Below are 25,227 nucleotides of genomic sequence, written 5' to 3'. Positions count from 1 at the left end.
GGAATCATGCCAGAAAAGGAAATTGTGTTCGGGGAAAAAGAAGCGGGGAAACCATACAAATCAAGATATGGCGCGTATGTCGTTCTTCCAAATGAAAAAAATGAAGTGATCTTGGTACAAGCACCCAATGGCGCCTATTTTTTACCAGGCGGTGAAATTGAACCAAATGAGACCAAAGAAGAAGCGATCCAGAGAGAATTAATAGAAGAACTTGGATTTGAAGGGGAGATCGCTGCCTATTTAGGAGAAGCAGTTGAATACTTCTATTCACGCCATCGCGATACATTTTACCATCACCCCGGCTATTTCTATTTAATGACCAAATGGAAAAAAGTCTGCGAACCGACAGAAGAAACCAATCAGTTGTCATGGCATACGCCAGAAAAAGCGATTCAACGATTGAAACGCGGCAGTCATAAATGGGCAGTTGAACAATGGTTGGCAAAATAAAAAAGGCAGGCTTCCGATAAAAAGGAAACCTGCCTTTTTTTACACTTAGTTATTTGCTAAAACATACTTGTTGATTACTTCTGCCACACCGTCTTCTTCGTTTGAAGCGGTTAGGACATCTGCGGCATTTTTCACATTTTCAGTGGCATTGGCCATCGCCACACCGATACCAGCGTATTCCACCATGGTTAAATCATTTTCGTTATCGCCGATCGCCATGACTTCTTCTTGTTTGATGCCTAAGTGCTCCGCCAATTTTTTGACAGCAGCTCCTTTATGGGCTTGTTTATTTAGGACTTCCAAGAAGTAAGGAGCACTTTTGACCACATTGTAGTTGTCCGTCAAACTGCTCGGCAATTGTGGGATGATCTGATCCAGTATTTCGGGATCATCGATCATCATCATTTTGATGATATTCAAGTCAGCAGTCATTTCTTCTGGTGTCCGATATTTCAATGGCATGTTGACTAAGAAAGCTTCATAAATCGTATAAGGACTGATATCGCGGTTAGCGGTATACATAGTATCTTCGGTTTCTACATGAAGATGAACCCCTAATTTTCTCGCAGTCATCTCAACAAAGAGATAGTCGTCTTGGGACAAACCAAATTCAGAGATGATCTCTTGGTTTTTGGTTTTTTGAACCAAAGAGCCATTATAAGTAATCACGAAATCATTGTCCGTAAATAAGTCTAGTTCCTTTAATAAATCTTGGACACCAGTTAAAGGGCGTCCCGTACACAAAACGATGCGTACACCTTGCTTTTCAGCGTCTTTCAATGCCTTGTAAACGGCTGGGGTGATCTTGCGGTCGTTGTTCAACAGGGTGCCATCGATATCGATGGCGATCAATTTGATACTCATAAGTTCCTCCTAGTGGCTTGGTTTGATCAAAGCACCATTGCGAATGTGCTTGGCAAACTCTTGATACGTCTCTCCAAATAAATCATAGTGATTTTGGATGTTGGGGTCAATCATTTCTTTTGGAAAATAAAAGCGCTGGTCACCTTGGGTTTGTCCTGCTAAGGCTGCAACAAGCTGACTGGCTTGGGATAATTCCACAAGAGAACCATCTTTTTCCTGTAATTCGATCTGTGTCCGATGTTTGCCTGAAGTCGGCCGATAAAAATCATAAGGCAGATCGAAGCTTGAATTGATGGCAGTATAATAGCGGGGATTGAAGCCGACTTTTTCCACCAGTCCCTGCATTTCTTCAATCATCGGCAACTGTGTCTCATCGTCAAAGCGGGCGGATTTTAGCGGTTTACGATTTAAGAACCGCTTGGCTAAATCGCTGAGGATCGGATCATTCTCTTCCGTCCATTGGGTAAAGTAGGTATTCAACACGCCATCGTCGAGTTTCAAGTATTCATCTAAAGTGAATTCTTGTTTTAAAAATGGGAGAAGCAGCTGCGAATGGCCTTGAAACAATTCTGAATCCACTTGATACAGTTCTGCAGCTCGATCCAGCAAATGGGCTAAGATCACTTCCATCCCTCGAGAACTAGCATGGAAATAAACTTGCACATACATTTGGTAACGACTGACGATGTAGTCCTCCACAGCGTGCATGCCATTCATAGAAAAAGCAATACCGCCTTCATAAGGACGAATCACTCGTAGAATGCGAGTCAGATCAAACGTGCCGTATTCAGTGCCGGTAAAATAAGCATCGCGCAGCAAGTAGTCCATCCGATCAGCATCGATTTGACTGGAAATCATTTGAACGACTTGGGGATTGGGATAGGTTTTAGTGATAACACTTGCCACCTTCTCAGGAAATCCAGCTTCCACACGATTCAATATCTGATGAACTTCCGTCTCAGGAGAAGTGATGATCGCCACTGTGATCGCTTCATGATCCGTATGAAAAATATGCTCAAAGGTGTGGGAGTAGGGTCCGTGGCCCACATCATGAAGCAATGCTGCACACAAGGTCACTAAACGCTCTTTGTCATCCCAGCCGTTTGGCCCGACTTTTTCAATGGGATAATTGCGTTGGAAAATATCGCAAATGCGGCGGCTGATTTCATAAACCCCCAAGGAGTGAGAAAAGCGGCTGTGTTCTGCTCCGTGAAAGGTAAAAGAAGCAGTTCCCAGCTGTTTGATGCGTCGTAAACGCTGTACTTCTTTGGAATTGATCAAATCTAAAATTACTTGGTGCTGTACATGGACATAGTTATGAACGGGGTCACGAAATACTTTTTCTATCGCTAAGGTTTGATATTTATAAGGTAGACTCATCGCTAAACTCCTTTATTGGTTGGTTTCGCTTTTCCATGCCAGCTAAGCGTTGCTGCATTTGTTCGCTAAGGGTATTTTCTGTCAGCCATTGATCCAGTGATTCAAGCGGATATAGGGATTGGTCAGAGATCAAGGAAAGCAGGGCTTTTTGCAAGCGGTCAATCACCTCTTGTGTGGTAAACTTACGGCCGAGGGCTGCTTCTAAAGTGGTCATACTCGCAGGATTGACGGCTGGATAGCCATTCGTACCAAAGCGCTCTTTCAAACCTGCTTGGTAAAAACGACGAACGAGAGAACCGCGGGCTGGTTGGTCGCCATTGATGCTCAGATACATCATGACAGCCACGCCATCTTTGATCCGTCGTTGTGCTGTACCAGCAATTTTTTTTCCATCAATACTCAGGTCATAGGTGCCTGGGCAATACGAGTCAGCAATTTCATAAGCCAAAATTGTCCGCTCAGGAAAGGCTGTTTGCAACAATGTCGCCATCATTTCATAGGCGGCATCCGTGGTGGCAGCCAAATGTTTAGGGAAAATGAGGGAGACATTCAAAATACCGGCATCATTGATTACGCCAAGCCCGCCTGAGTTGCGGATGATTGAAGTATAGCCAGCTTCTTTTAAAATTTGCAGGCCGTCTGTCAAAAACGGCAACCGGGTATCTTTCATGCCTAAAATCATCGTATCGGACAACTGCCAAAAATGACAATAAACTTGTTCCTGTTTGCCAGCAGCTTCGGTGGCAACATCGGTGAAGGCAAATGGCTCATAAGGATTGTGGATACGTGGTAAGGTTTGATCCATTACATAGATAGTCAAATCGGTTAAACTCCTTTAAAAATAGCTGTTATCCTTATTATATACGATTCTTGGAAAATTACTTGGAGAAAAGAATGAAAACTTGCTTTTGTTTTCGTTTTTTATTTTCAATGAAGAAATAGACCAAGGAGAATCAACTGAAATGATTGACAAACGCATAAAAAAAAGCAAGAATGAAACTGAAATCTTCAAAGGAGGCACACGTACATGCAAGAATTATCAAAAGGAATCCCAATCTCGATTCATTTAACAACCAATGTACGTCAAGCAGGGGAAACAGAGAACTTTCTGTTTGATCTGCAAGGACAAGCAGTCAAGATCGGTGATACCTTATATATCCGTTACAAAGAGATCCAGCCAGATGGCACCGACATTCCCGTTACGATGAAAATCATGCCAGACGGACTGATTCAATTGATTCGCTCAGGGGAAATGCGCATGCGTTTGAAATTTTCTTATAAGGAACGTTTAGAGACGAGCTATCAAACCCCGTATGGCTTGATGATGTTCCACACCTTCACCAATCACTTGCACGTTAGTTTGAAAGACCGTCCATACTCGGGAAAGATCGATATCGATTATGACTTGTTCATGGCTGCTGACAAAGTCGGCGAATACAAACTATCTTTAGAATTTACCGCTTGATCAAAGGGAAATTGAAAGAAAAAATTGCAATTTGAGCCGTAATTTTGTATGATTAGGAGTAGACTGTGAAAGGACGTGTCCTGTTTGGAAATTAATGTATTTGAAGGTGTAAATAAAAACGAATTGTCGATGATTGAAGTTGCCCATGCGATTTTAGAGCAGCGCGGTGACGTGATGGATTTTTCTGATTTGGTCAACCAAATCCAAAATTATCTTGAAACATCAGACAGCGAGATTCGTGATTCATTGGCGCAGTTTTATACAGACTTGAATATCGACGGTAGTTTTATTTCTTTAGGCGACAATCGTTGGGGCTTACGTTCATGGTACGCCATTGATTCGATCGATGAAGAAGTCAACCATGGCATCGAAGACGAGGATGAAGATACACCACGTCGTCGCAAACGTAAAAAAGTCAATGCCTTTATCAACGATGATGAAGACGCAATCGATTATAACGATGATGATCCTGAGGATACTGATTTGTCAGATGACGAAGAAGATGATCTCTTTGATGATGATGATGACGAGGATGAAGAAATCTCGGCATACAATTCAGACTTGCAAGAAATCGGCGCCGACAACAGCACCGATGATGAAGAAGAATTACCTGACAGCATTGAGGAAGATCTCACCATTATCGATGACGATGATGAAGATGATTTTGCGGATGAAGAGGAAGAAGAGGAGTAATCCTCTTCTTTTTTTCGCCTTTTGGTTGCAAGCAACTTATAATCGGTGAAGGACGATTTTGTCTTCTTACATAGATACAAATAAAAAAAAGAACCGCGTCAGCGGTCCCTAAGTGCTTTTGAATTATTGATTTGAATCGAGTATACTTGTAACGAAAAGAAAAAACGCGCCTTGAGGGAATCGAACCCCCGTCTCAAGAACCGGAATCTTACGTGATATCCACTACACTAAAGGCGCGAAGCACAAATATTAGTTTAACCAATTTCAGTGAAAAAAACAAGAGGTAGAATGATGAAATTTCAACAGCAATTTTCACAACAACAAAAACAGACGCAAAAGCTTGCTATGACGCAGAAATTGCAGCAGTCGATCCAAGTGCTGCAATTTTCCGCAGACGAATTATTGTCATTCATAGATAACCAGGCATTAGAAAATCCGTTGATTGATCTGGGGGAATATGATTCGCCCATCACACCAAGCAAGAGCAGCGGCTCGTCAGAACAAATAATGGATTATCTAAGTCAGATTCCTGACCAGCATACATCGTTGTTTGAACACCTCATTGATCAAGTCCATTTAAATTACCGCGACACCTTTTTGCGGACGATCGTTTTATTTTTAGTCGAGTACATTGATTTAAACGGCTTTTTGACGATTGACTTGGAAGAAGCTGGAAAGCTTGTTGGTGGGACCCCAATCCAAATGCTCGATGCCTTGACCTTGATCCAGCAGCTAGATCCGGCAGGAGTCGGTGCTCGTGATCTAAGAGAGTGCTTGATGCTGCAAACGGAAAGAGATGACTATGCGCCGCTAATGGCCTATCTCATTTTAGAAGAATTCTTTACGGAAATGGCAGAGCGCAAGTGGGACAAAATCAGTAAAGCGTTGCAGATCCCTTTAAACGAGATCCAAAAGGTCTTTGACTATGTTCAAACATTGACCCCGACACCGGGGGCGGCGTTTGGGTCAACGGATGGGCTCTACATTGTACCTGATTTGCGAGTAACGGTTGAAAAAGGACAACCAATCGTGAAATCAAACAAACGCGCCTTACCAGAAGTTCGCTTTCAGCAACAGTACTTTGACCAATTAAAGCAAAGCGGTGATCCGGAGGTCCTAAGTTATTTAGACAATAAAGCCCAAGAGTTCGAGTGGCTAAAGAAGACCTTGCAACAACGAGGGGATACCATCTATCGTGTCGGCGTGCAGATCGTTGCTCGGCAAAAGGAGTTTTTCACCCAACCGGATCGACCATTAAAGCCATTGGTTTTAAGAGAAGTTGCCGAAGAGTTAGGCATTCATGAATCAACGGTCAGCCGGGCAGTCAACGGGAAATATTTGGAAACCTCCTTTGGGGTGTTTGAATTGAAGCTATTTTTTGGACAGAAAGTTTCGACGCAAGAAAGCGGGGATGACCTGACGACTGCATCGATCAAACAGCAGCTAAAAGCACTGATCGATGAAGAAAATAAAAATAAACCATTGTCAGATCAAAAGTTGACAGATGCCCTCAAAGCCGAAGGCATCGATATTTCCAGACGAACGGTGGCAAAGTATCGCGAAGCCATGAATATCCCTGGTTCTTCCAAGCGGAAACGATTCGAGTAAAGCAAAAGCTTACTACTAACGACGAGTAGGGAAGGCAGCAAAGCCTTTCCTTTTTTTATCGATCACTTCCAATTTTTTAATTTATGACGATTTTATGAAAAGCAAGATTTTGTGACTGAAATAGTTGCGTATCAAGGCGATAAGTGCTACTATTATTGGTGTAGGAAACAGATTTAAATTTTTTTTGCAATCGATGGGTCATTTTAAGTCATTGTAGGACGAAAATTGTCCAACGGGAGGATATAAAATGCTCGATGAATTAAAATTGATTGAGGCAATCACCCCGGATATTCTCGCTGTACTCCAGGAACGTTACCGTATCTTAAGAAATATTTATTGGATGCAGCCCGTTGGCCGCCGGACACTTTCGGAAAGTTTATCAATGACGGAACGCGTGTTGAGGACGGAAACAGATATCCTTAAAAAGCTGAAACTGATCGACTCTTCAAAAAGCGGCATGCAATTGACCGCCTACGGAGAAGAAGTGTACACGAAGATCGGTGCACTGATGGATCAGCTGTTCGGAATGCACCAAATCGAGAAACGATTATCAGAGACCTTTGGCATCGAACGTTGTTTGATTGCGAGTGGCGATGGTGATCGACAACCGAAAGTTATTGCTGAATTTGGCCAGTTGCTGAATGAATCGTTGGATCTCTTATTGCCAGAAGGCAAAAACACCATCGCAGTGATGGGAGGGACGACAATGGCGAAAGTTGCTGAGGAATTAGGCAATTTAGAAACCGCCAAACGTCATAACTTGTTTGTACCAGCCCGTGGCGGTATTGGAGAATCAGTCAACGTCCAAGCAAACTCAGTCAGCTCAGTGATGGCGATGCAGACAAATGGCGATTATCGCTCCTTGTTTGTACCAGAACAATTAAGCATGAACACCTACGAGTTTCTCTTGAAAGAACCCGCCATCGTTGATGTCTTAAACTTGATAAGTCAAGCAAATTGTGTTATTCATAGTATTGGACGGGCGTTGCATATGGCGGCTCGACGAAAAATGTCAGAACAAGAAATTCTGATGTTGAAACAAAAAAATGCAGTTGCAGAATCCTTTGGGTATTTCTTTAATGAAGCAGGCGAGGTCGTTTACAAAGTTCCTCGAATTGGCCTTCAATTAAAAGATTTGCAAAAAGTCCCAATCATTTTTGCGGTCGCTGGTGGACAGTCAAAAGCCAAAGCGGTCAATGCATACATGAAAAATGCACCAAAACAAACCTGGCTCATCACTGATGAAGCTTGCGCAAATGAGATTTTAAAAGGGGCAACCCTTTAAAATAAATATTTTTATGATTTTCATAAGGAGGAAATCTTAAATGACAGTTAAAGTAGGTATTAATGGATTTGGACGTATCGGACGCTTAGCATTTCGTCGTATCCAAGAAGTAGAAGGAATCGAAGTTGTGGCTATCAATGATTTAACAGACGCTAAAATGTTAGCTCACTTGTTAAAATATGATACAACACAAGGACGTTTCAACGGTACAGTGGAAGTTCACGAAGGTTCATTCAATGTGAACGGAAACGAAATCAAAGTTTTAGCTAACCGCAACCCTGAAGAATTGCCTTGGGGCGAACTAGGTGTTGAAATCGTGTTAGAATGTACTGGATTCTTCACTTCTAAAGCAGCTGCTGAAAAACATTTAACAGCTGGTGCAAAACGTGTAGTTATCTCAGCTCCTGGTGGAAACGATGTTCCAACAATCGTTTACAACACAAACCATGAAACTTTAACAGGTGAAGAAACAGTTATCTCTGGCGCTTCATGTACAACAAACTGTTTAGCTCCTATGGCGAAAACATTGAACGACAAATTTGGTGTGATTGAAGGATTAATGACTACAATCCACGCTTACACAGGTGACCAAATGACTCTAGACGGACCACACCCTAAAGGTGACTTCCGCCGTGCCCGTGCTGCTGCTGCAAACATCGTGCCTAACTCAACTGGTGCTGCTAAAGCGATCGGCTTAGTAATCCCAGAATTGAACGGCAAATTAGATGGTGCTGCTCAACGTGTTCCTGTTGCAACTGGTTCATTAACTGAATTAGTTACTGTTCTTGACAAAGAAGTAACTGTTGATGAAATCAACGCAGCAATGAAAGAAGCTTCAAACGAATCTTACGGTTACAACACAGACGAAATCGTTTCTTCTGATATCGTTGGTATGACTTACGGTTCATTATTTGATGCAACTCAAACAAAAGTTATGACTGTTGGCGACAAACAATTAGTTAAAACTGTTGCTTGGTACGACAATGAAATGTCATACACTGCACAATTAGTACGTACTTTAGAATACTTCGCTAACCTATAAGAGTTGCGAACGACTTTAATTTAAACCATCGCAAGAGAAAGCGGGGAAGCATCGCGCTTCTCCGCTTTTTTTAACAATTATGCTAGGAGGAATCTGTTCATGGCTAAAATGACAGTTCAAGATATCGATTTAAAAGATAAAAAAGTTCTTGTACGTGTGGACTTCAACGTTCCATTGAAAGATGGAGTGATCGGAGACGATACACGGATCAAAGCAGCATTACCAACAATCAATTATGTGATCGAAAACGGCGGAAAAGCAATTCTTTTCTCACACTTAGGTCGTGTGAAAGAAGAAGCAGATAAAGCTGGAAAATCTTTAGCGCCAGTTGCGAAACGTCTTGGCGAATTATTAGGCAAAGAAGTAACTTTCGTTGATGAAACCCGCGGCGAAAAATTAGAAGCAGCGATCAACAACATGCAAGATGGCGATGTCGTTGTTTTTGAGAACACTCGTTTCGAAGACATCGATGGCAAAAAAGAAAGCAAAAACGATCCTGAACTAGGCAAATACTGGGCTTCTTTAGGCGATGTTTTTGTAAATGATGCTTTTGGTACTGCACATCGCGCACACGCTTCAAACGTAGGGATCGCTTCAACAGGTATCCCAACAGTTGCTGGTTTCTTAATGGAAAAAGAAATCAAATTCATCGGGGAAGCAGTCGAAGAACCAAAACGTCCTATGATCGCGATTCTTGGTGGAGCAAAAGTATCTGATAAAATCGGCGTAATCGAAAACTTGATTCCTAAAGCAGACAAAATCTTGATCGGCGGCGGAATGACGTATACGTTCTACAAAGCAAAAGGCATGGAAATCGGTAATTCTCTTGTGGAAGCAGATAAAGTAGAATTAGCAAAAGAATTGATCGAAAAAGCTGGCGATAAATTAGTATTACCAGTTGATTCAATCACTGCTGCTGAATTTTCAAATGATGTCCCAACAGAAGAACATACTGGTGATGTTCCTGAAGGACAAATGGGCTTAGATATCGGACCTGAAACCATCGCTTTGTTTGCTGAAACATTAAAAGGCGCAAAAACAGTCGTTTGGAACGGACCTATGGGTGTGTTTGAAATGTCTAACTTCGCAAACGGTACGATCGGTGTTTGTGAAGCAATTGCTAACCTTGAAGATGCAACAACGATCATCGGTGGCGGTGACTCTGCAGCTGCAGCAGAACAATTAGGGTTTGCTGACAAATTTACCCACATCTCAACAGGTGGCGGTGCCAGCCTTGAATTGCTAGAAGGAAAAACACTTCCTGGCCTAGCTGCGATCAACGATAAATAATCAATGACAAGCCGTGCAAAGAACTTTCTTTGCACGCTTGATAACGAAAAGGAGTGCCAGAACATGCGCAAACCAATTATTGCCGGAAACTGGAAAATGAACAAAACTGCGAAAGAAGCAAAAGAATTTGCTGAAGCAGTCAAAACAAAAATTCCTAGCAACGAGACAGTTGACTCTGTGATCGGTTCGCCAGCTTTATTCTTAGAAACATTAGTGAATGCTGCTGAAGGAACAGAATTAAAAATTGCTGCTCAAAACAGCTACTGGGAAAATGAAGGTGCCTTTACTGGTGAAACTTCACCAGCGGCTTTAGCAGATCTAGGTGTTGACTATGTCATCATCGGCCATTCAGAACGTCGTGAATACTTCCATGAGACAGATGAAGACATCAACAAAAAAGCCAAAGCAATCTTTGCAAACGGCATGATCCCAATCCTATGCTGTGGTGAATCTTTAGAAACCTATGAAGCTGGCAAAACAGCGGAGTGGATCGAAGGACAAATCACTGCAGGCTTAGACGGTTTAACAGACGGTCAAGTAAGTAATCTTGTGATTGCGTACGAACCAATCTGGGCAATCGGTACTGGTAAATCAGCGGATGCAAACATCGCAGACAAAATTTGTGGCGTTGTCCGCAAAACCGTTGAAAAATTATACGGCAAAGAAGTTTCAGATAGCGTGCGTATCCAATACGGCGGTTCTGTAAAACCTGAAAACATTGCTGAATACATGGCAAAAGAAAATGTTGACGGAGCATTAGTTGGCGGCGCAAGCTTGCAAGCTGATTCATTCCTAGCATTATTAGATGCTGTAAAATAATTTCATTTTCATGAAAATAACATTTGCAGAATCGTGATTTTTTCACTACAATTAAGTTGTTCGCAAGGGGTATTCCCCTTAAGATAAAACAAACTCAAAGGAGAGACAAAACATGTCAATTATTACTGATGTTTACGCACGCGAAGTCTTAGACTCACGTGGTAACCCAACTATCGAAGTAGAAGTCTACACAGAATCAGGTGCTTTCGGCCGCGGAATGGTTCCTTCAGGAGCTTCAACAGGTGAACACGAAGCAGTTGAATTACGTGATGGCGACAAAGCTCGTTATGGCGGTAAAGGTGTAACGAAAGCAGTTGACAATGTAAATAACATCATTGCAGAAGCTATCATCGGCTACGATGTCCGTGACCAAATGGCTATCGATAAAGCAATGATCGCTTTAGACGGAACTCCTAACAAAGGCAAATTAGGCGCAAACGCGATTCTTGGTGTTTCTATCGCTGTTGCTCGTGCAGCTGCTGATTACCTAGAAGTACCTTTATACCACTACTTAGGCGGATTCAATACAAAAGTATTGCCAACTCCTATGATGAACATCGTCAACGGTGGTTCTCACTCTGACGCACCAATCGCTTTCCAAGAATTCATGATCTTGCCTGTAGGCGCACCTACATTCAAAGAAGGCTTACGTTGGGGTACTGAAGTATTCCACGCTTTGAAATCAATCTTGTCTAAACGTGGTTTAGAAACTTCAGTAGGTGACGAAGGTGGTTTCGCTCCTCGTTTTGAAGGAACTGAAGACGGTGTTGAAACAATCTTAGAAGCAATCAAAGCTGCTGGTTTAGAACCAGGTAAAGATGTATACCTAGGATTTGACTGTGCATCATCAGAATTCTACGAAAACGGTGTTTACGACTACTCTAAATTTGAAGGCGAAAACGGCGTAAAACGTACTGCTGCTGAACAAGTTGACTACTTAGAAGAATTAGTTAACAAATACCCAATCATCACTATCGAAGACGGTATGGATGAAAATGACTGGGATGGTTGGAAACTATTAACTGAACGCTTAGGCGACAAAGTTCAATTAGTAGGGGATGACTTGTTCGTTACAAATACTGAAATCCTTGAAAAAGGGATCAAAAACGGTATCGGTAACTCAATCCTTATCAAAGTTAACCAAATCGGTACATTGACTGAAACTTTCAATGCAATCGAAATGGCGAAAGAAGCTGGTTACACTGCAGTAGTTTCTCACCGTTCAGGTGAAACAGAAGATTCAACAATCTCTGATATCGCAGTTGCAACAAACGCTGGCCAAATCAAAACTGGTTCTCTTTCACGTACTGACCGTATTGCAAAATACAACCAATTACTACGTATCGAAGACCAACTTGGTGAAGTTGCTGAATACAAAGGCTTGCAAGCTTTCTACAACTTAAAAAATAAATAATCTCTCGATTATTGCTTTGCTCTGAAAGAGTAGCGGTTGATTTAACAGTCAGCCGCTGCGATTTCAGAGCTTTTTGTTGTCTCGATTCATTCATTGAAGACAATGACCATTCATCTAAGATAACTGAAAGTACTCATTTCTTCTTTATTTTCTTTTTCAGAAAAAAGAAATTATAGTTCTGGCTTATCAAAATTCTAAAATAAAAGAAAAAAGGTTAGGAGAAAAAAATGGCTTATGATTATTTGATCGTTGGTACAGGACTTTTTGGCTCAGTTTTTGCTCATGAAGCAGCGAAACGGGGACATACAGTGAAAATGTTAGAAAAACGGACACATATTGGCGGCAATTGCTACACAGAAAAACAAGCAGGAATCGACGTACATAAATATGGTGCGCACATTTTTCATACATCGAGTAAAAAAATTTGGGATTATATCAATCAGTTTACTGAATTCTATCCCTATATTCATGCACCAATTGCAAACTATCAAGGTGAGTTATATAATCTTCCTTTTAATATGAACACATTTTACCAACTGTGGGGAACCAAAAATCCTACTGAAGCTCGAATCAAAATATCGACCCAAATTGAAAAGACAGGAATAAAAAGACCACGAAATTTAGAAGAACAAGCTCTTTCTTTAGTCGGGACAGACATCTATCACAAACTGATCAAAGGCTACACTGAAAAACAGTGGGGACGAGAATGTGATCTTCTTCCTTCTTTTATTATCAAAAGGCTGCCTATTCGGTATACCTTTAATAACAATTATTTTACGGATATTTTTCAAGGAATACCCAAATTGGGCTATACACAAATGATTCAAAAAATGCTTACACATCCACTAATTGATATTTCTTTAGAGACTGATTTTTTTGCAGATCGCACACGTCATGAAGCCTCTTCTAAGAACATTGTTTATACTGGAATGATTGACCAATATTTCGATTATTGTTATGGTGAGTTGGCCTATCGGTCTTTACATTTTGAAACTAAAGTCTATGACACGGATAATTACCAAGGAACAGCAGTCATGAACTTTACAGACAGTCAAACGCCCTATACGCGAATCATTGAGCATAAACATTTTTGTCCAGTGGTGACAAAAAAAACAGTTATCACTAAAGAATACCCGAAAGAGTGGAAGAAAGGAGATATTCCTTACTACCCAATCAACGATCAAAGCAATAATGCACTGTATCGCAAGTATGAGAAATTGGCGCAACAGCAAAAAAAATGTTTATTTGGTGGGCGCCTAGCCAACTATCGCTATTATGATATGGACGATACGATCGCAGCTGCTTTGAAGCTTGTTCAATATGAATTTCCAGCAGAGTAACCTCTTTTATTGGAGAGGTTGCTTTTTTTTGTCCCGATTCTGGGACAAAACGTAACTTTTTTACTAGCTATGAAATAATTAGTTGTCCTATCTCATAAAGAAATAGGACTTGGGGAAGCTTGTAAAAATATTTTTACGAAAGGGGAGAAAAATAAACGTAATGAGTAAAAAGAATAATTATCGAAAGTTGTTACGATCCAATAAAAGTGAACGCTACAAGATGTATAAAAGCGGAAAACATTGGGTGTATGCAACGATCACTTCTTTTACTGGCATTGCTGGATTGAGTATCACGCCAATCGTGGCGCATGCTTCAGAAATCACACCGCCATTAGATGCAAGTAAAGAAGCAAATGCCGAGAATGTCTTGGCAAATAAAACGACTACCAAAATACCGGCTTCATCGACACAAGAAAGTGAAGCTACTTCACTCTCTGAAAGTACGCAGCCATCGGAAAGTTTTTCTGAATCCGAAAGTAATACGCAGTCACAAAGTGCGACAGAGTCAACTAGTTTAACAGAATCACAGAGTGTGAGTGATTCAGAAATTGAAAACAATGTTACCAGTATTGAAGAATCCCAAAGTGTTTCTGAATCAATGAGTCTTTCTGAGGAGGAGAGTGTGTCCGAATCAGAAAGTTTGAGTATCTCAGAAAGTACTTCGATTTCAGAAAGTGGTTCGTTGTCGTCAAGTGCATCAGAATCGACCAGTTTATCAATGTCACGATCTACAAGTGTTTCTCATTCAACGTCAGTAAGTCAAAAGAACCCACCAAAACAAACAGTCACCGAAAAAAATAAAGTAGAATCACAAAAAGCACAAGAGCTCTTTGATCAATTAGTGCCTAAGAAAGTACAAGCTTCGGTTGACACTACAACGAATTCATTAGAAATAGTAGTCAAAGATGGCAATTCACCAAGTACATCTTTGATACGGGCAGCGCAGCAATATGCTAGTGCCAATAACTTGATTGCAAGTTTTGCAATCACCACTCAATCAGGGCAGATCATTAAAATCAACGTTTCTGCAGATCCGGATATGGGTCGAGAAGAATTTGAACAGGCAATCAATGATGGAAATAAAACCAATTCACCTTCTGGAGTAACAGTTGATGTGCCTGATCAAGTGAAGAATAAAGATTTATACAAACAAACCGCTATTGCTAATGGCACGTATGCGGCAGTTAATGACTGGGCTACCTTAAAAGCAGCGTATGGAAATTCTTCGATTACCTATATCGAGGTCACCGCCAATATTACAGCAGCTACCAATGTGGCTACTCGTGATTTAGGTTGGCGCGAAACGAGTGTGATTATTGACGGGAATGGTTTTACAGTCAATATGGCAGGAGCAGCGTTTAATGTAGGGGCAAGTTCTACGGTTCGCGGTTCTATTTTTACGATCACAAATATTAACTTGATTCATTGGCAGTCAGGCACCAACTCAGGAGACAGTGGGACAGGTACAGCGGACGCAGTGATTGATTCAAGGTCGGCAACAGGTGGTTATGGATACTGGTACTTCAATATCGATAATGTCACTCTCGAAGGACGAGATGGTGTTAGCGGAACAGATACTGCTTATCAACCACGACGACTACTGGATGCTGAGGATAGTCAAGTGACTTTATCTGGCAAAATTGTTGCCAATGTAAAACAAGAATTGATGCAAATTGGGGAAGTAGCTATCGCTAATGGGTCCCATGTAGAGTTGAACCGAACAGCTGGTACCACTGGTTATTCAATGTTTTACTATATGGCGATCCGAGGGAACAATGCGAGTGATACAGGATTCAACCATACCTTTAAAGTAGGTGATGGTGCGACAATTATTGGTAACGAACTTAGTACCTATAATAGTAACAACTATCCCCTTGTCTATTATGGATTTAACTCAATCACTGTTGGAGATGACGTAACCTGGAAACAAGACGGCTTCCAAATGCTCCTTGATTTTTCTCGTTATTCAGGAAGTCAATCAAATGACCGAACTGCAACTTTTGGACAAAACCTGCAAATGACCGCTACCCGCACAGTAGGTTCCAATTCGCTAAATGTTACGAACAGAGCAGTTGTTACATTTAACGCTGGAACAGTACTTGATTTGCAACAATGGAATGCTAATACTGTTGTAAACGTTGACTCAGGCGCAACCGTTCGCTTTATTTCACCGCGAGCATTGCACTTAGCACGTCTAACTTCTTCAGGAGCTGTTTCAGCCGGCCGATTGATTACAGGTTCAGGAACATTCGTCATGAATAATTCTCAGATTAGTACATGGCAAGGCAGCAGTAGCCAAACCGATGCTCCAGAAGGAAACCGTAATTTAAAATTCGTAGAAATGACTATTTCAGGTACGACAACCACCATTAAAGATACGGCTGGAAATGTTACTACATCTAATATTGTAGATACCTCTACCCGTGAATTAGCGACTGTTGCTATTGCACCAGGAACTGTAACTGTAAACTATGTTGATCAGTATGGCAATATTATCAAAACTGTTGATATGCCAATTGATCCAGACGTTAATTACATTGGTGAGTATCTTGATTTGCAAACGTTGGAGTATGCAAATGAGTTAATGCCTGATAATTACATGTGGGCGATTGGTACCCAAGTCGCTAGTTCTGCGAAAAATGATGGCCAAAGTGGTGGAGATAGTACGACTGATGCTGATAATGGGGATAGTTATGGACAAGCGACAGTTGCGATCGTTCCGATGGAAAACACCAATTATACCTATAATATTTATGTATACGGTGTTGCCAATAATTCGGTTCAGTACCAATATGTTGACGTTAAGACAGGTCAAGTGATCTCTTCTGAGTACATGAATGCTGGTACCGAAGCTTCAGGAACAGATAGAATTCCTGCAAACTATGGAAATGTTATCGATTGGACCAATAGTTACTATACTTCGACGAATTTACCTCCTGGTTACTATTATGCAACAGGTGCAGTATTAAATGGCAACGTCCAGCCTGGATCTACAACAGTAGGAACAGGTGCGAGTCTAACCACTATTTATGTTGTAGCAGATACACAAACAGTCAACGTAACATTTGTTAATTCAGATGGTCGTCCATTACAGAACCAAACTGGCACAGTTGCCATCAATGGGACGACCGGACAAGAAATAAGTTATACGGATTTAATTGCGGATTACCTCACTCAAACCGGCTATTATGCAGATCAAACAGGGACATTTGTTTTTGATAATACTAGCAATAATGGTAGTACGACAGATAGTGATCAACAGTTTATTACGATCACTCTTTATCCGTCTTATCAAGAAGTCGGTGTCGTTGGGAATAACCAACCGGAATCAGATCCGGCTACAGGGGAAGCATTTGAGCAAATCCCGGGAACAGTCACTGTTGGAAAATATGGTACTTCTGGCGTTTCAAACGAAAGTATCACTCTTGGTGTAACAGATGCAGATTTAGAGAGAAATGGATATATTTATACGGTTACTGGACCAGATGGAGTAGTCTACAATACATTAGCGGAAGCTTTGGCTGCCAATCAAACTTTTGACACTACTAGCAATGGAGCATCTCAAATGGATTCTTCACCTCAGATGTTCACGGTCAATTATGAGCAAGATCCAGTATCATTGTCTACCTCAGAGTCTGTTTCGGGAAGTGAATCATTATCTGAATCCATTATTACTTCTACTTCAGAATCAGAAAGTGTTTCTCTTTCTCAATCGATTTCAGAAAGTGACTCTTTATCAGAATCGATCTCTGTCAGTGATTCAGAATCTATGTCTACATCAACGAGTGAATCTGTTTCAGTATCAGAATCAGAGAGTGATTCATTGTCATCGTCGATTTCAGAAAGTGAATCTGATATGAATGATTCGACATCTGAATCATTATCAACATCAGTCTCTACTTCATCTTCTTTAAGTGATTCAGAATCGGTTTCGATTTCATTGAGTGACTCAGAATCAGCGTCTCTTTCAATAAGTGAATCTATTTCAGTGTCGGACTCAGAGAGTGGCTCGTCATCGACCTCTATCTCAGAAAGTGAATCAATGTCTCTTTCAATTTCGATTAGTGATTCAGAATCTTTATCAGAATCCCTATCTGAAAGTATTTCAACATCTATTTCACTGTCGGATAGTGATTCAATGTCAGAAAGCCTTTCTGCATCAGAATCGTTATCCATATCAGCTAGTGTTTCTGAGTCAGATTCAGAAAGTGATAGTTCTAGCTTTAGTGCCTCTGTTTCTGGATCATTGAGCAACAGTACAAGTGATTCTGAAAGCTTATCTTTATCTGAGTCAGTATCAGTTTCACTCTCGCAATCACTCAGTGAATCCACTTCACTATCATTGTCAGAGAGTGATTCAGTATCAGAAAGTATTTCAGCATCAGAATCATTGTCTGTCGCAATTAGTGAATCTGATTCTTCTTCGCTTAGTGAGAGCATTAGTTTCAGCGAATCTATTTCTGATTCATTGAGTACCAGCATGAGTTTATCAGAAAGTTTATCGGAATCAGACTCGATCTCAAATTCAATTAGTACGTCGATGTCATTGAGCAATAGTGAGTCTACTAGCGAATCAGCAAGCTTCAGTGGCAGCACAAGTGTGAGCAACAGCGATTCCACAAGCGCAAGTACGTCAGTGAGCGAATCAACATCTACAAGTGTTAGTGAGTCGATAAGTACCAGCACATCAGTTAGCGATTCATTATCGTTAAGTAACAGTGAGTCAATGAGCTTGAGTACCTCACTTAGTGATTCCTCCTCATTGAGTGCCAGCATTTCGACCTCACTAAGTGCAAGTGACTCTGCAAGTTATAGCGGCAGTACGAGCGTAAGTAATAGCGATTCGACAAGCGAAAGCATATCTGCAAGTAATTCACTTTCAGTAAGTAATAGTGAGTCAACAAGTGCAAGTACGTCAATCAGCGATTCTTCCTCATTGAGTGCCAGCATTTCGACATCATTAAGTGCAAGTGACTCTGCAAGCTTTAGTGGAAGTACAAGTGTTAGCAGTAGCGAGTCCACAAGTGTAAGTACGTCAGTGAGCGAATCAACATCTACAAGCGTTAGTGAATCCACAAGCGTAAGCACATCAATCAGTGATTCATCATCATTGAGTACAAGCATTTCGACATCCCTAAGTGTAAGTGACTCTGCAAGTTACAGTGGCAGTACAAGTGTAAGTAACAGTGACTCCACAAGTGCAAGTACGTCAGTGAGCGAATCAACATCTTCAAGTATCAGTGAGTCAACAAGTACTAGCACATCCATTAGCGATTCATTATCGGTAAGTACAAGCATCAGTAATAGTGAATCAACAAGCCTGAGCACCTCGATCAGTGATTCATCATCATTGAGCACAAGCATTTCGACATCTCTAAGTGCGAGTGATTCTGCAAGTTATAGCGGCAGTACGAGTGTAAGTAATAGCGATTCTACAAGCGAAAGTATATCTGCAAGTAATTCACTTTCAGTAAGTATTAGTGAGTCAACAAGTGCAAGTACGTCGATCAGCGATTCTGCATCATTGAGTACAAGTATTTCGACATCTCTAAGTGCGAGTGATTCTGCAAGCTTCAGCGGCAGTACGAGCGTAAGTAACAGCGATTCCACAAGCGAAAGTACGTCAGTGAGCGAATCAACATCTACAAGTATCAGTGAGTCAACAAGTACTAGCACATCCATTAGCGATTCATTGTCTGTAAGTACAAGCATCAGTAACAGTGAATCAGCAAGCCTGAGCACATCAGTCAGTGATTCATCATCATTGAGCACAAGCATTTCGACATCCCTAAGTGCGAGTGATTCTGCAAGCTTCAGTGGTAGCACAAGTGTAAGCAACAGTGAGTCGACAAGTACAAGTACGTCAAGTAGTGAATCAACCTCTACAAGCATTAGTGAGTCAACAAGTTTGAGCACATCGATCAGTGATTCATCATCATTGAGTACAAGTATTTCGACATCATTAAGTGCGAGTGAATCAGCAAGCTTTAGCGGAAGCACAAGTGTAAGCAACAGTGAGTCGACAAGTACAAGCACATCGATCAGTGATTCATCATCATTGAGTACAAGTATTTCGACATCTCTAAGTGCGAGTGATTCTGCAAGCTTTAGTGGTAGCACAAGCATAAGCAACAGTGAGTCCACAAGCGCAAGTACGTCAGTGAGCGAATCAACATCTACAAGCGTTAGTGAGTCGACAAGCTTGAGCACATCAATCAGTGATTCATCATCATTGAGTACAAGTATTTCGACATCATTAAGTGCGAGTGAATCAGCAAGCTTTAGCGGAAGCACAAGTGTAAGCAACAGTGAGTCGACAAGTACAAGCACATCAATCAGTGATTCATCATCATTGAGTACAAGTATTTCGGCATCATTAAGTGCGAGTGAATCAGCAAGCTTTAGCGGTAGCACAAGTGTAAGCAACAGTGATTCCACAAGTACGAGCACGTCAATTAGCGATTCATTATCAGTAAGTACAAGCATCAGTAACAGTGAATCAGCAAGTACAAGCACATCAGTCAGTGATTCATCATCATTGAGCACAAGCATTTCGACATCTCTAAGTACGAGTGAATCAGCAAGCTTTAGTGGTAGCACAAGTGTAAGCAACAGTGATTCCACAAGTACGAGCACGTCGATCAGCGATTCATTATCAGTAAGTACAAGTATTAGTAACAGTGAATCAGCAAGCCTGAGCACATCAGTCAGTGATTCATCATCATTGAGCACAAGCATTTCGACATCCCTAAGTGCGAGTGATTCAGCAAGCTTTAGCGGAAGCACAAGTGTAAGCAACAGTGAGTCCACAAGCGCAAGTACGTCAGTGAGCGAATCAACATCTACAAGCGTTAGTGAGTCAACAAGCTTGAGCACATCAATCAGTGATTCATTATCATTGAGTACAAGTGTTTCGACATCTCTAAGTGCGAGTGAATCAGCAAGCTTTAGTGGTAGCACAAGCGTGAGCAACAGTGAGTCCACAAGCGCAAGTACGTCAGTGAGCGAATCAACATCTACAAGCGTTAGTGAGTCGACAAGCTTGAGCACATCAATCAGTGATTCATCATCATTGAGTACAAGTATTTCGACATCTCTAAGTGCGAGTGATTCAGCAAGCTTTAGCGGAAGCACAAGTGTAAGCAACAGTGAGTCCACAAGCGCAAGTACGTCAGTGAGCGAATCAACATCTACAAGCGTTAGTGAGTCAACAAGTACTAGCACATCCATTAGCGATTCATTGTCTGTAAGTACAAGCATCAGTAACAGTGAATCAGCAAGTACAAGCACATCAATCAGTGATTCATCGTCATTGAGTACAAGTATTTCGGCATCCTTAAGTGCGAGTGATTCAGCAAGCTTTAGTGGTAGTACAAGTGTAAGCAACAGTGAGTCGACAAGTACAAGTACGTCAAGTAGTGAATCAACCTCTACAAGCATTAGTGAGTCAACAAGTTTGAGCACATCGATCAGTGATTCATCATCATTGAGTACAAGTATTTCGACATCATTAAGTGCGAGTGAATCAGCAAGCTTTAGCGGAAGCACAAGTGTAAGCAACAGTGAGTCGACAAGTACAAGCACATCGATCAGTGATTCATCATCATTGAGTACAAGTATTTCGACATCTCTAAGTGCGAGTGATTCTGCAAGCTTTAGTGGTAGCACAAGCATAAGCAACAGTGAGTCCACAAGCGCAAGTACGTCAGTGAGCGAATCAACATCTACAAGCGTTAGTGAGTCGACAAGCTTGAGCACATCAATCAGTGATTCATCATCATTGAGTACAAGTATTTCGACATCATTAAGTGCGAGTGAATCAGCAAGCTTTAGCGGAAGCACAAGTGTAAGCAACAGTGAGTCGACAAGTACAAGCACATCAATCAGTGATTCATCATCATTGAGTACAAGTATTTCGGCATCATTAAGTGCGAGTGAATCAGCAAGCTTTAGCGGTAGCACAAGTGTAAGCAACAGTGATTCCACAAGTACGAGCACGTCAATTAGCGATTCATTATCAGTAAGTACAAGCATCAGTAACAGTGAATCAGCAAGTACAAGCACATCAGTCAGTGATTCATCATCATTGAGCACAAGCATTTCGACATCTCTAAGTACGAGTGAATCAGCAAGCTTTAGTGGTAGCACAAGTGTAAGCAACAGTGATTCCACAAGTACGAGCACGTCGATCAGCGATTCATTATCAGTAAGTACAAGTATTAGTAACAGTGAATCAGCAAGCCTGAGCACATCAGTCAGTGATTCATCATCATTGAGCACAAGCATTTCGACATCCCTAAGTGCGAGTGATTCAGCAAGCTTTAGCGGAAGCACAAGTGTAAGCAACAGTGAGTCCACAAGCGCAAGTACGTCAGTGAGCGAATCAACATCTACAAGCGTTAGTGAGTCAACAAGCTTGAGCACATCAATCAGTGATTCATTATCATTGAGTACAAGTGTTTCGACATCTCTAAGTGCGAGTGAATCAGCAAGCTTTAGTGGTAGCACAAGCGTGAGCAACAGTGAGTCCACAAGCGCAAGTACGTCAGTGAGCGAATCAACATCTACAAGCGTTAGTGAGTCGACAAGCTTGAGCACATCAATCAGTGATTCATTATCATTGAGTACAAGTGTTTCGACATCTCTAAGTGCGAGTGATTCAGCAAGCTTTAGCGGAAGCACAAGTGTAAGCAACAGTGAGTCCACAAGCGCAAGTACGTCAGTGAGCGAATCAACATCTACAAGCGTTAGTGAGTCAACAAGTACTAGCACATCCATTAGCGATTCATTGTCTGTAAGTACAAGCATCAGTAACAGTGAATCAGCAAGTACAAGCACATCAATCAGTGATTCATCGTCATTGAGTACAAGTATTTCGGCATCCTTAAGTGCGAGTGATTCAGCAAGCTTTAGTGGTAGTACAAGTGTAAGCAACAGTGACTCGACAAGTACAAGCACGTCGATCAGCGATTCATCATCATTGAGTACAAGTGTTTCGACATCTCTAAGTGCGAGTGATTCAGCAAGCTTTAGTGGTAGCACAAGTGTTAGCAGTAGCGAATCCACAAGCGTAAGTACGTCATTAAGTGATTCATCATCGCTAAGTACAAGTATCAGTAACAGTGATTCAGCAAGTACAAGCACATCAATCAGTGATTCATCATCATTGAACACAAGCATTTCGACATCTCTAAGTGCGAGTGATTCAGCAAGCTTTAGTGGTAGCACAAGTGTTAGCAACAGTGAGTCGACAAGTACAAGTACGTCAAGTAGTGAATCAACCTCTACAAGCATTAGTGAGTCGACAAGTACAAGCACATCGATCAGTGACTCATCATCACAAAGTGCAAGCATTTCAACATCCCTAAGTGCGAGTGAATCAGCAAGCTTTAGTGGCAGCACAAGTGTAAGCAACAGTGAGTCGACAAGTACAAGTACGTCGATCAGTGATTCACTATCATTGAGTACAAGTATTTCAGCATCCCTAAGTGCGAGTGAATCAGCAAGCTTTAGTGGCAGCACAAGTGTAAGCAACAGTGAGTCGACAAGTACAAGTACGTCGATCAGTGATTCACTATCATTGAGTACAAGTATTTCAGCATCCCTAAGTGCGAGTGAATCAGCAAGCTTTAGTGGCAGCACAAGTGTAAGCAACAGTGATTCCACAAGTACAAGCACGTCGATCAGCGATTCATTGTCTGTAAGTACAAGCATTAGTAACAGTGAATCAGCAAGTACAAGCACATCAATCAGTGATTCATCATCATTGAGTACAAGTATTTCGGCATCTCTAAGTGCGAGTGATTCAGCAAGCTTTAGCGGAAGCACAAGTGTTAGCAGTAACGAGTCCACAAGTGTAAGTACGTCATTAAGTGATTCATCATCGCTAAGTACAAGTGTAAGCAACAGTGACTCGACAAGTACAAGCACGTCGATCAGCGATTCATTGTCTGTAAGTACAAGCATCAGTAACAGTGAATCAGCAAGTACAAGCACATCAGTCAGTGATTCATCATCATTGAGCACAAGCATTTCGACATCCCTAAGTGCGAGTGATTCAGCAAGCTTTAGTGGTAGCACAAGTGTTAGCAGTAGCGAGTCCACAAGTGTAAGTACGTCATTAAGTGATTCATCATCGCTAAGTACAAGCATCAGTAACAGTGAATCAGCAAGTACAAGCACATCAATCAGTGATTCATCATCGTTAAGTACAAGTGTAAGCAACAGTGACTCGACAAGTACAAGCACGTCGATCAGTGATTCAATGTCTGTAAGTACAAGTATCAGTAACAGCGAATCAGCAAGCCTGAGCGCATCGATCAGTGATTCATCATCGTTAAGTACCAGTGTGAGTGATAGTGATTCGACAAGTACAAGTGCCTCAATTAGCGATTCAATGTCTGTAAGTACAAGCATCAGTAACAGTGAATCAACAAGATTGAGTACGTCGATCAGTGACTCTTCGTCATTGAGCACAAGTATCTCAGTATCACAAAGTGCGAGCGATTCTACAAGCTTTAGTGGTAGCACAAGCGTAAGTACTAGTGAATCAACAAGTGCAAGTACGTCGATCAGTGACTCGTTATCTCTAAGCACAAGTACTTCGTTGTCATTAAGTGCGAGCGATTCTACAAGCTTTAGTGGCAGCACAAGTGTAAGCAACAGTGAGTCAACAAGTACGAGTACGTCATTGAGTGACTCATTATCAGTAAGTACAAGTATTAGTAACAGTGAGTCAGCAAGTATTAGTACTTCACTAAGTGATTCATCATCATTGAGTACTAGTGGTTTAATGTCACAAAGTGCAAGCGACTCTGCAAGCTACAGCGGTAGCACAAGTACAAGTAATAGTGAATCAACAAGCATTAGTACGTCTGTGAGCGATTCACGGACTAGTGAAAGTCAAAGCTATAGCAGCAGTACTTCAGCCAGCTTGAGCATGAGTACTAGTGTCAGTACTTCGGTTAGTGACTCTGCTTCAATTAGTACAAGCATCAGTAACAGTGAATCGAATAGTTTGAGTACGTCAATTAGTGATTCACGATCAAGTATGAGTGAAAGTTTTAGCAGCAGTACCTCAGCAAGTATTAGTCTAAGTACTAGTGACAGTACTAGCTACAGTAGCAGCACCTCAGCAAGCATAAGTACAAGTACTAGCGATAGTACAAGTATTAGTAATAGTGCTTCTGAAAGTATGAGTGAAAGCTTGAGTATCAGTACATCAATGAGCGACTCATCGTCAATCAGTGCTAGCTTGAGCAATAGCGATAGTCTTTCAGAAAGCAGATCACTAGCAAGTGAAAGTCAAAGCTACAGTAGTAGTACTTCTGCGAGTCTAAGTCTGAGCACAAGTACTAGCAGTTCATTAAGTGATTCATCGTCAACTAGTGCGAGCAACAGCTACAGTTTGAGTAATAGCTTGAGCCAATTGACAAGTGACTCACTTTCCGAAGGTATTAGTTTAAGTAATAGCCTAAGTAATAGTTTCAGTCAAAGTACTTCAGCTAGCACGAGTTTGAGTTCAAGTACAAGTCTAAGTGAACAATTATCTCAATCAGTCAGTGCCAGCGAGTCACG

Annotated in this window: 13 protein-coding genes, 1 tRNA gene and 1 pseudogene; 11 read left to right on the top strand and 4 right to left on the bottom strand. The window is 41.4% G+C overall.

Annotated features, from left to right (window positions below; translation table 11 throughout):
• Positions 1-6 precede the first annotated feature (6 nt).
• Entirely contained in the window at positions 7-450 is a 444-nt protein-coding gene (locus IGI84_RS11915) for an NUDIX hydrolase (protein ID WP_220426382.1), read from the top strand.
• Positions 451-495: 45 nt separating this feature from the next.
• Here IGI84_RS11915 and yidA read toward each other — a convergent pair whose 3' ends face one another.
• From yidA to IGI84_RS11900, 3 genes are read right to left on the bottom strand one after another with little or no spacing between them, the layout of a single operon-like run.
• Positions 496-1,314, bottom strand: a complete 819-nt coding sequence (gene yidA, locus IGI84_RS11910; protein WP_016619757.1) for a sugar-phosphatase — start codon at positions 1,312-1,314, stop codon at positions 496-498.
• Positions 1,315-1,323: 9 nt separating this feature from the next.
• Positions 1,324-2,694, bottom strand: a complete 1,371-nt coding sequence (locus tag IGI84_RS11905) for an HD domain-containing protein (RefSeq protein WP_077451793.1) — start codon at positions 2,692-2,694, stop codon at positions 1,324-1,326.
• The gene (locus tag IGI84_RS11900; protein WP_430600965.1) at positions 2,678-3,499 is read right to left on the bottom strand and encodes a lipoate--protein ligase family protein; all 822 of its coding nucleotides are present in this window, start codon (positions 3,497-3,499) and stop codon (positions 2,678-2,680) included. The genes IGI84_RS11905 and IGI84_RS11900 overlap by 17 nt, the downstream gene beginning before the upstream one ends.
• A gap of 222 nt (positions 3,500-3,721) precedes the next feature.
• On the opposite strand from IGI84_RS11900, the gene IGI84_RS11895 reads away from it, so the two are divergent.
• Together IGI84_RS11895 and rpoE are read left to right on the top strand one after the other, a co-directional pair.
• Positions 3,722-4,159: a DUF1934 domain-containing protein gene (locus tag IGI84_RS11895; protein ID WP_077451789.1), complete on the top strand. Its 438-nt coding sequence runs from the start codon at positions 3,722-3,724 to the stop codon at positions 4,157-4,159.
• 84 nt (positions 4,160-4,243) lie between these two features.
• Positions 4,244-4,852, top strand: a complete 609-nt coding sequence (gene rpoE / locus IGI84_RS11890) for a DNA-directed RNA polymerase subunit delta (RefSeq protein WP_005234347.1) — start codon at positions 4,244-4,246, stop codon at positions 4,850-4,852.
• A 165-nt stretch (positions 4,853-5,017) separates the two neighbouring features.
• On the opposite strand, the gene IGI84_RS11885 is transcribed toward rpoE, so the two are convergent.
• A tRNA-Arg gene (locus IGI84_RS11885) sits at positions 5,018-5,089 on the bottom strand.
• Between the two features lie 51 nt (positions 5,090-5,140).
• Between IGI84_RS11885 and rpoN the strand changes: the two genes are divergently transcribed.
• The 8 genes and pseudogenes from rpoN to IGI84_RS11845 form a co-directional block, all read left to right on the top strand.
• Positions 5,141-6,460 carry an RNA polymerase factor sigma-54 gene (gene rpoN / locus IGI84_RS11880; protein WP_220426380.1) on the top strand — a complete coding sequence of 440 codons (1,320 nt, stop codon included), beginning with the start codon at positions 5,141-5,143 and terminating at the stop codon, positions 6,458-6,460.
• Positions 6,461-6,707: 247 nt separating this feature from the next.
• The gene (locus IGI84_RS11875; RefSeq protein WP_005228675.1) at positions 6,708-7,745 is read left to right on the top strand and encodes a sugar-binding transcriptional regulator; all 1,038 of its coding nucleotides are present in this window, start codon (positions 6,708-6,710) and stop codon (positions 7,743-7,745) included.
• 40 nt (positions 7,746-7,785) lie between these two features.
• Positions 7,786-8,787, top strand: coding sequence for a type I glyceraldehyde-3-phosphate dehydrogenase (gene gap, locus IGI84_RS11870; RefSeq protein ID WP_008380858.1), 1,002 nt, complete (start codon positions 7,786-7,788; stop codon positions 8,785-8,787).
• Positions 8,788-8,886: 99 nt separating this feature from the next.
• The gene (locus IGI84_RS11865) at positions 8,887-10,077 is read left to right on the top strand and encodes a phosphoglycerate kinase (RefSeq protein ID WP_005234355.1); all 1,191 of its coding nucleotides are present in this window, start codon (positions 8,887-8,889) and stop codon (positions 10,075-10,077) included.
• 63 nt (positions 10,078-10,140) lie between these two features.
• A complete protein-coding gene (tpiA, locus tag IGI84_RS11860; RefSeq protein WP_220426379.1) occupies positions 10,141-10,896 on the top strand; it encodes a triose-phosphate isomerase in 756 nt (251 codons plus the stop codon).
• A gap of 112 nt (positions 10,897-11,008) precedes the next feature.
• Positions 11,009-12,310, top strand: a complete 1,302-nt coding sequence (eno, locus tag IGI84_RS11855; RefSeq protein ID WP_005228686.1) for a surface-displayed alpha-enolase — start codon at positions 11,009-11,011, stop codon at positions 12,308-12,310.
• Positions 12,311-12,537: 227 nt separating this feature from the next.
• Positions 12,538-13,650 (top strand): UDP-galactopyranose mutase, encoded by a 1,113-nt coding sequence (gene glf / locus IGI84_RS11850; protein WP_194195071.1) that lies wholly within the window; start codon positions 12,538-12,540, stop codon positions 13,648-13,650.
• Positions 13,651-13,810: 160 nt separating this feature from the next.
• A pseudogene (locus IGI84_RS11845) lies at positions 13,811-25,216 on the top strand (KxYKxGKxW signal peptide domain-containing protein); the annotation flags it as partial.
• Positions 25,217-25,227: the final 11 nt, after the last annotated feature.

Source organism: Enterococcus sp. DIV0008, from assembly GCF_050542615.1.
Lineage (GTDB): Bacteria > Bacillota > Bacilli > Lactobacillales > Enterococcaceae > Enterococcus_D > Enterococcus_D innesii.
Note: the sequence above shows the minus strand (reverse complement) of the source record. Positions and strands in the feature narration are given on the sequence as shown.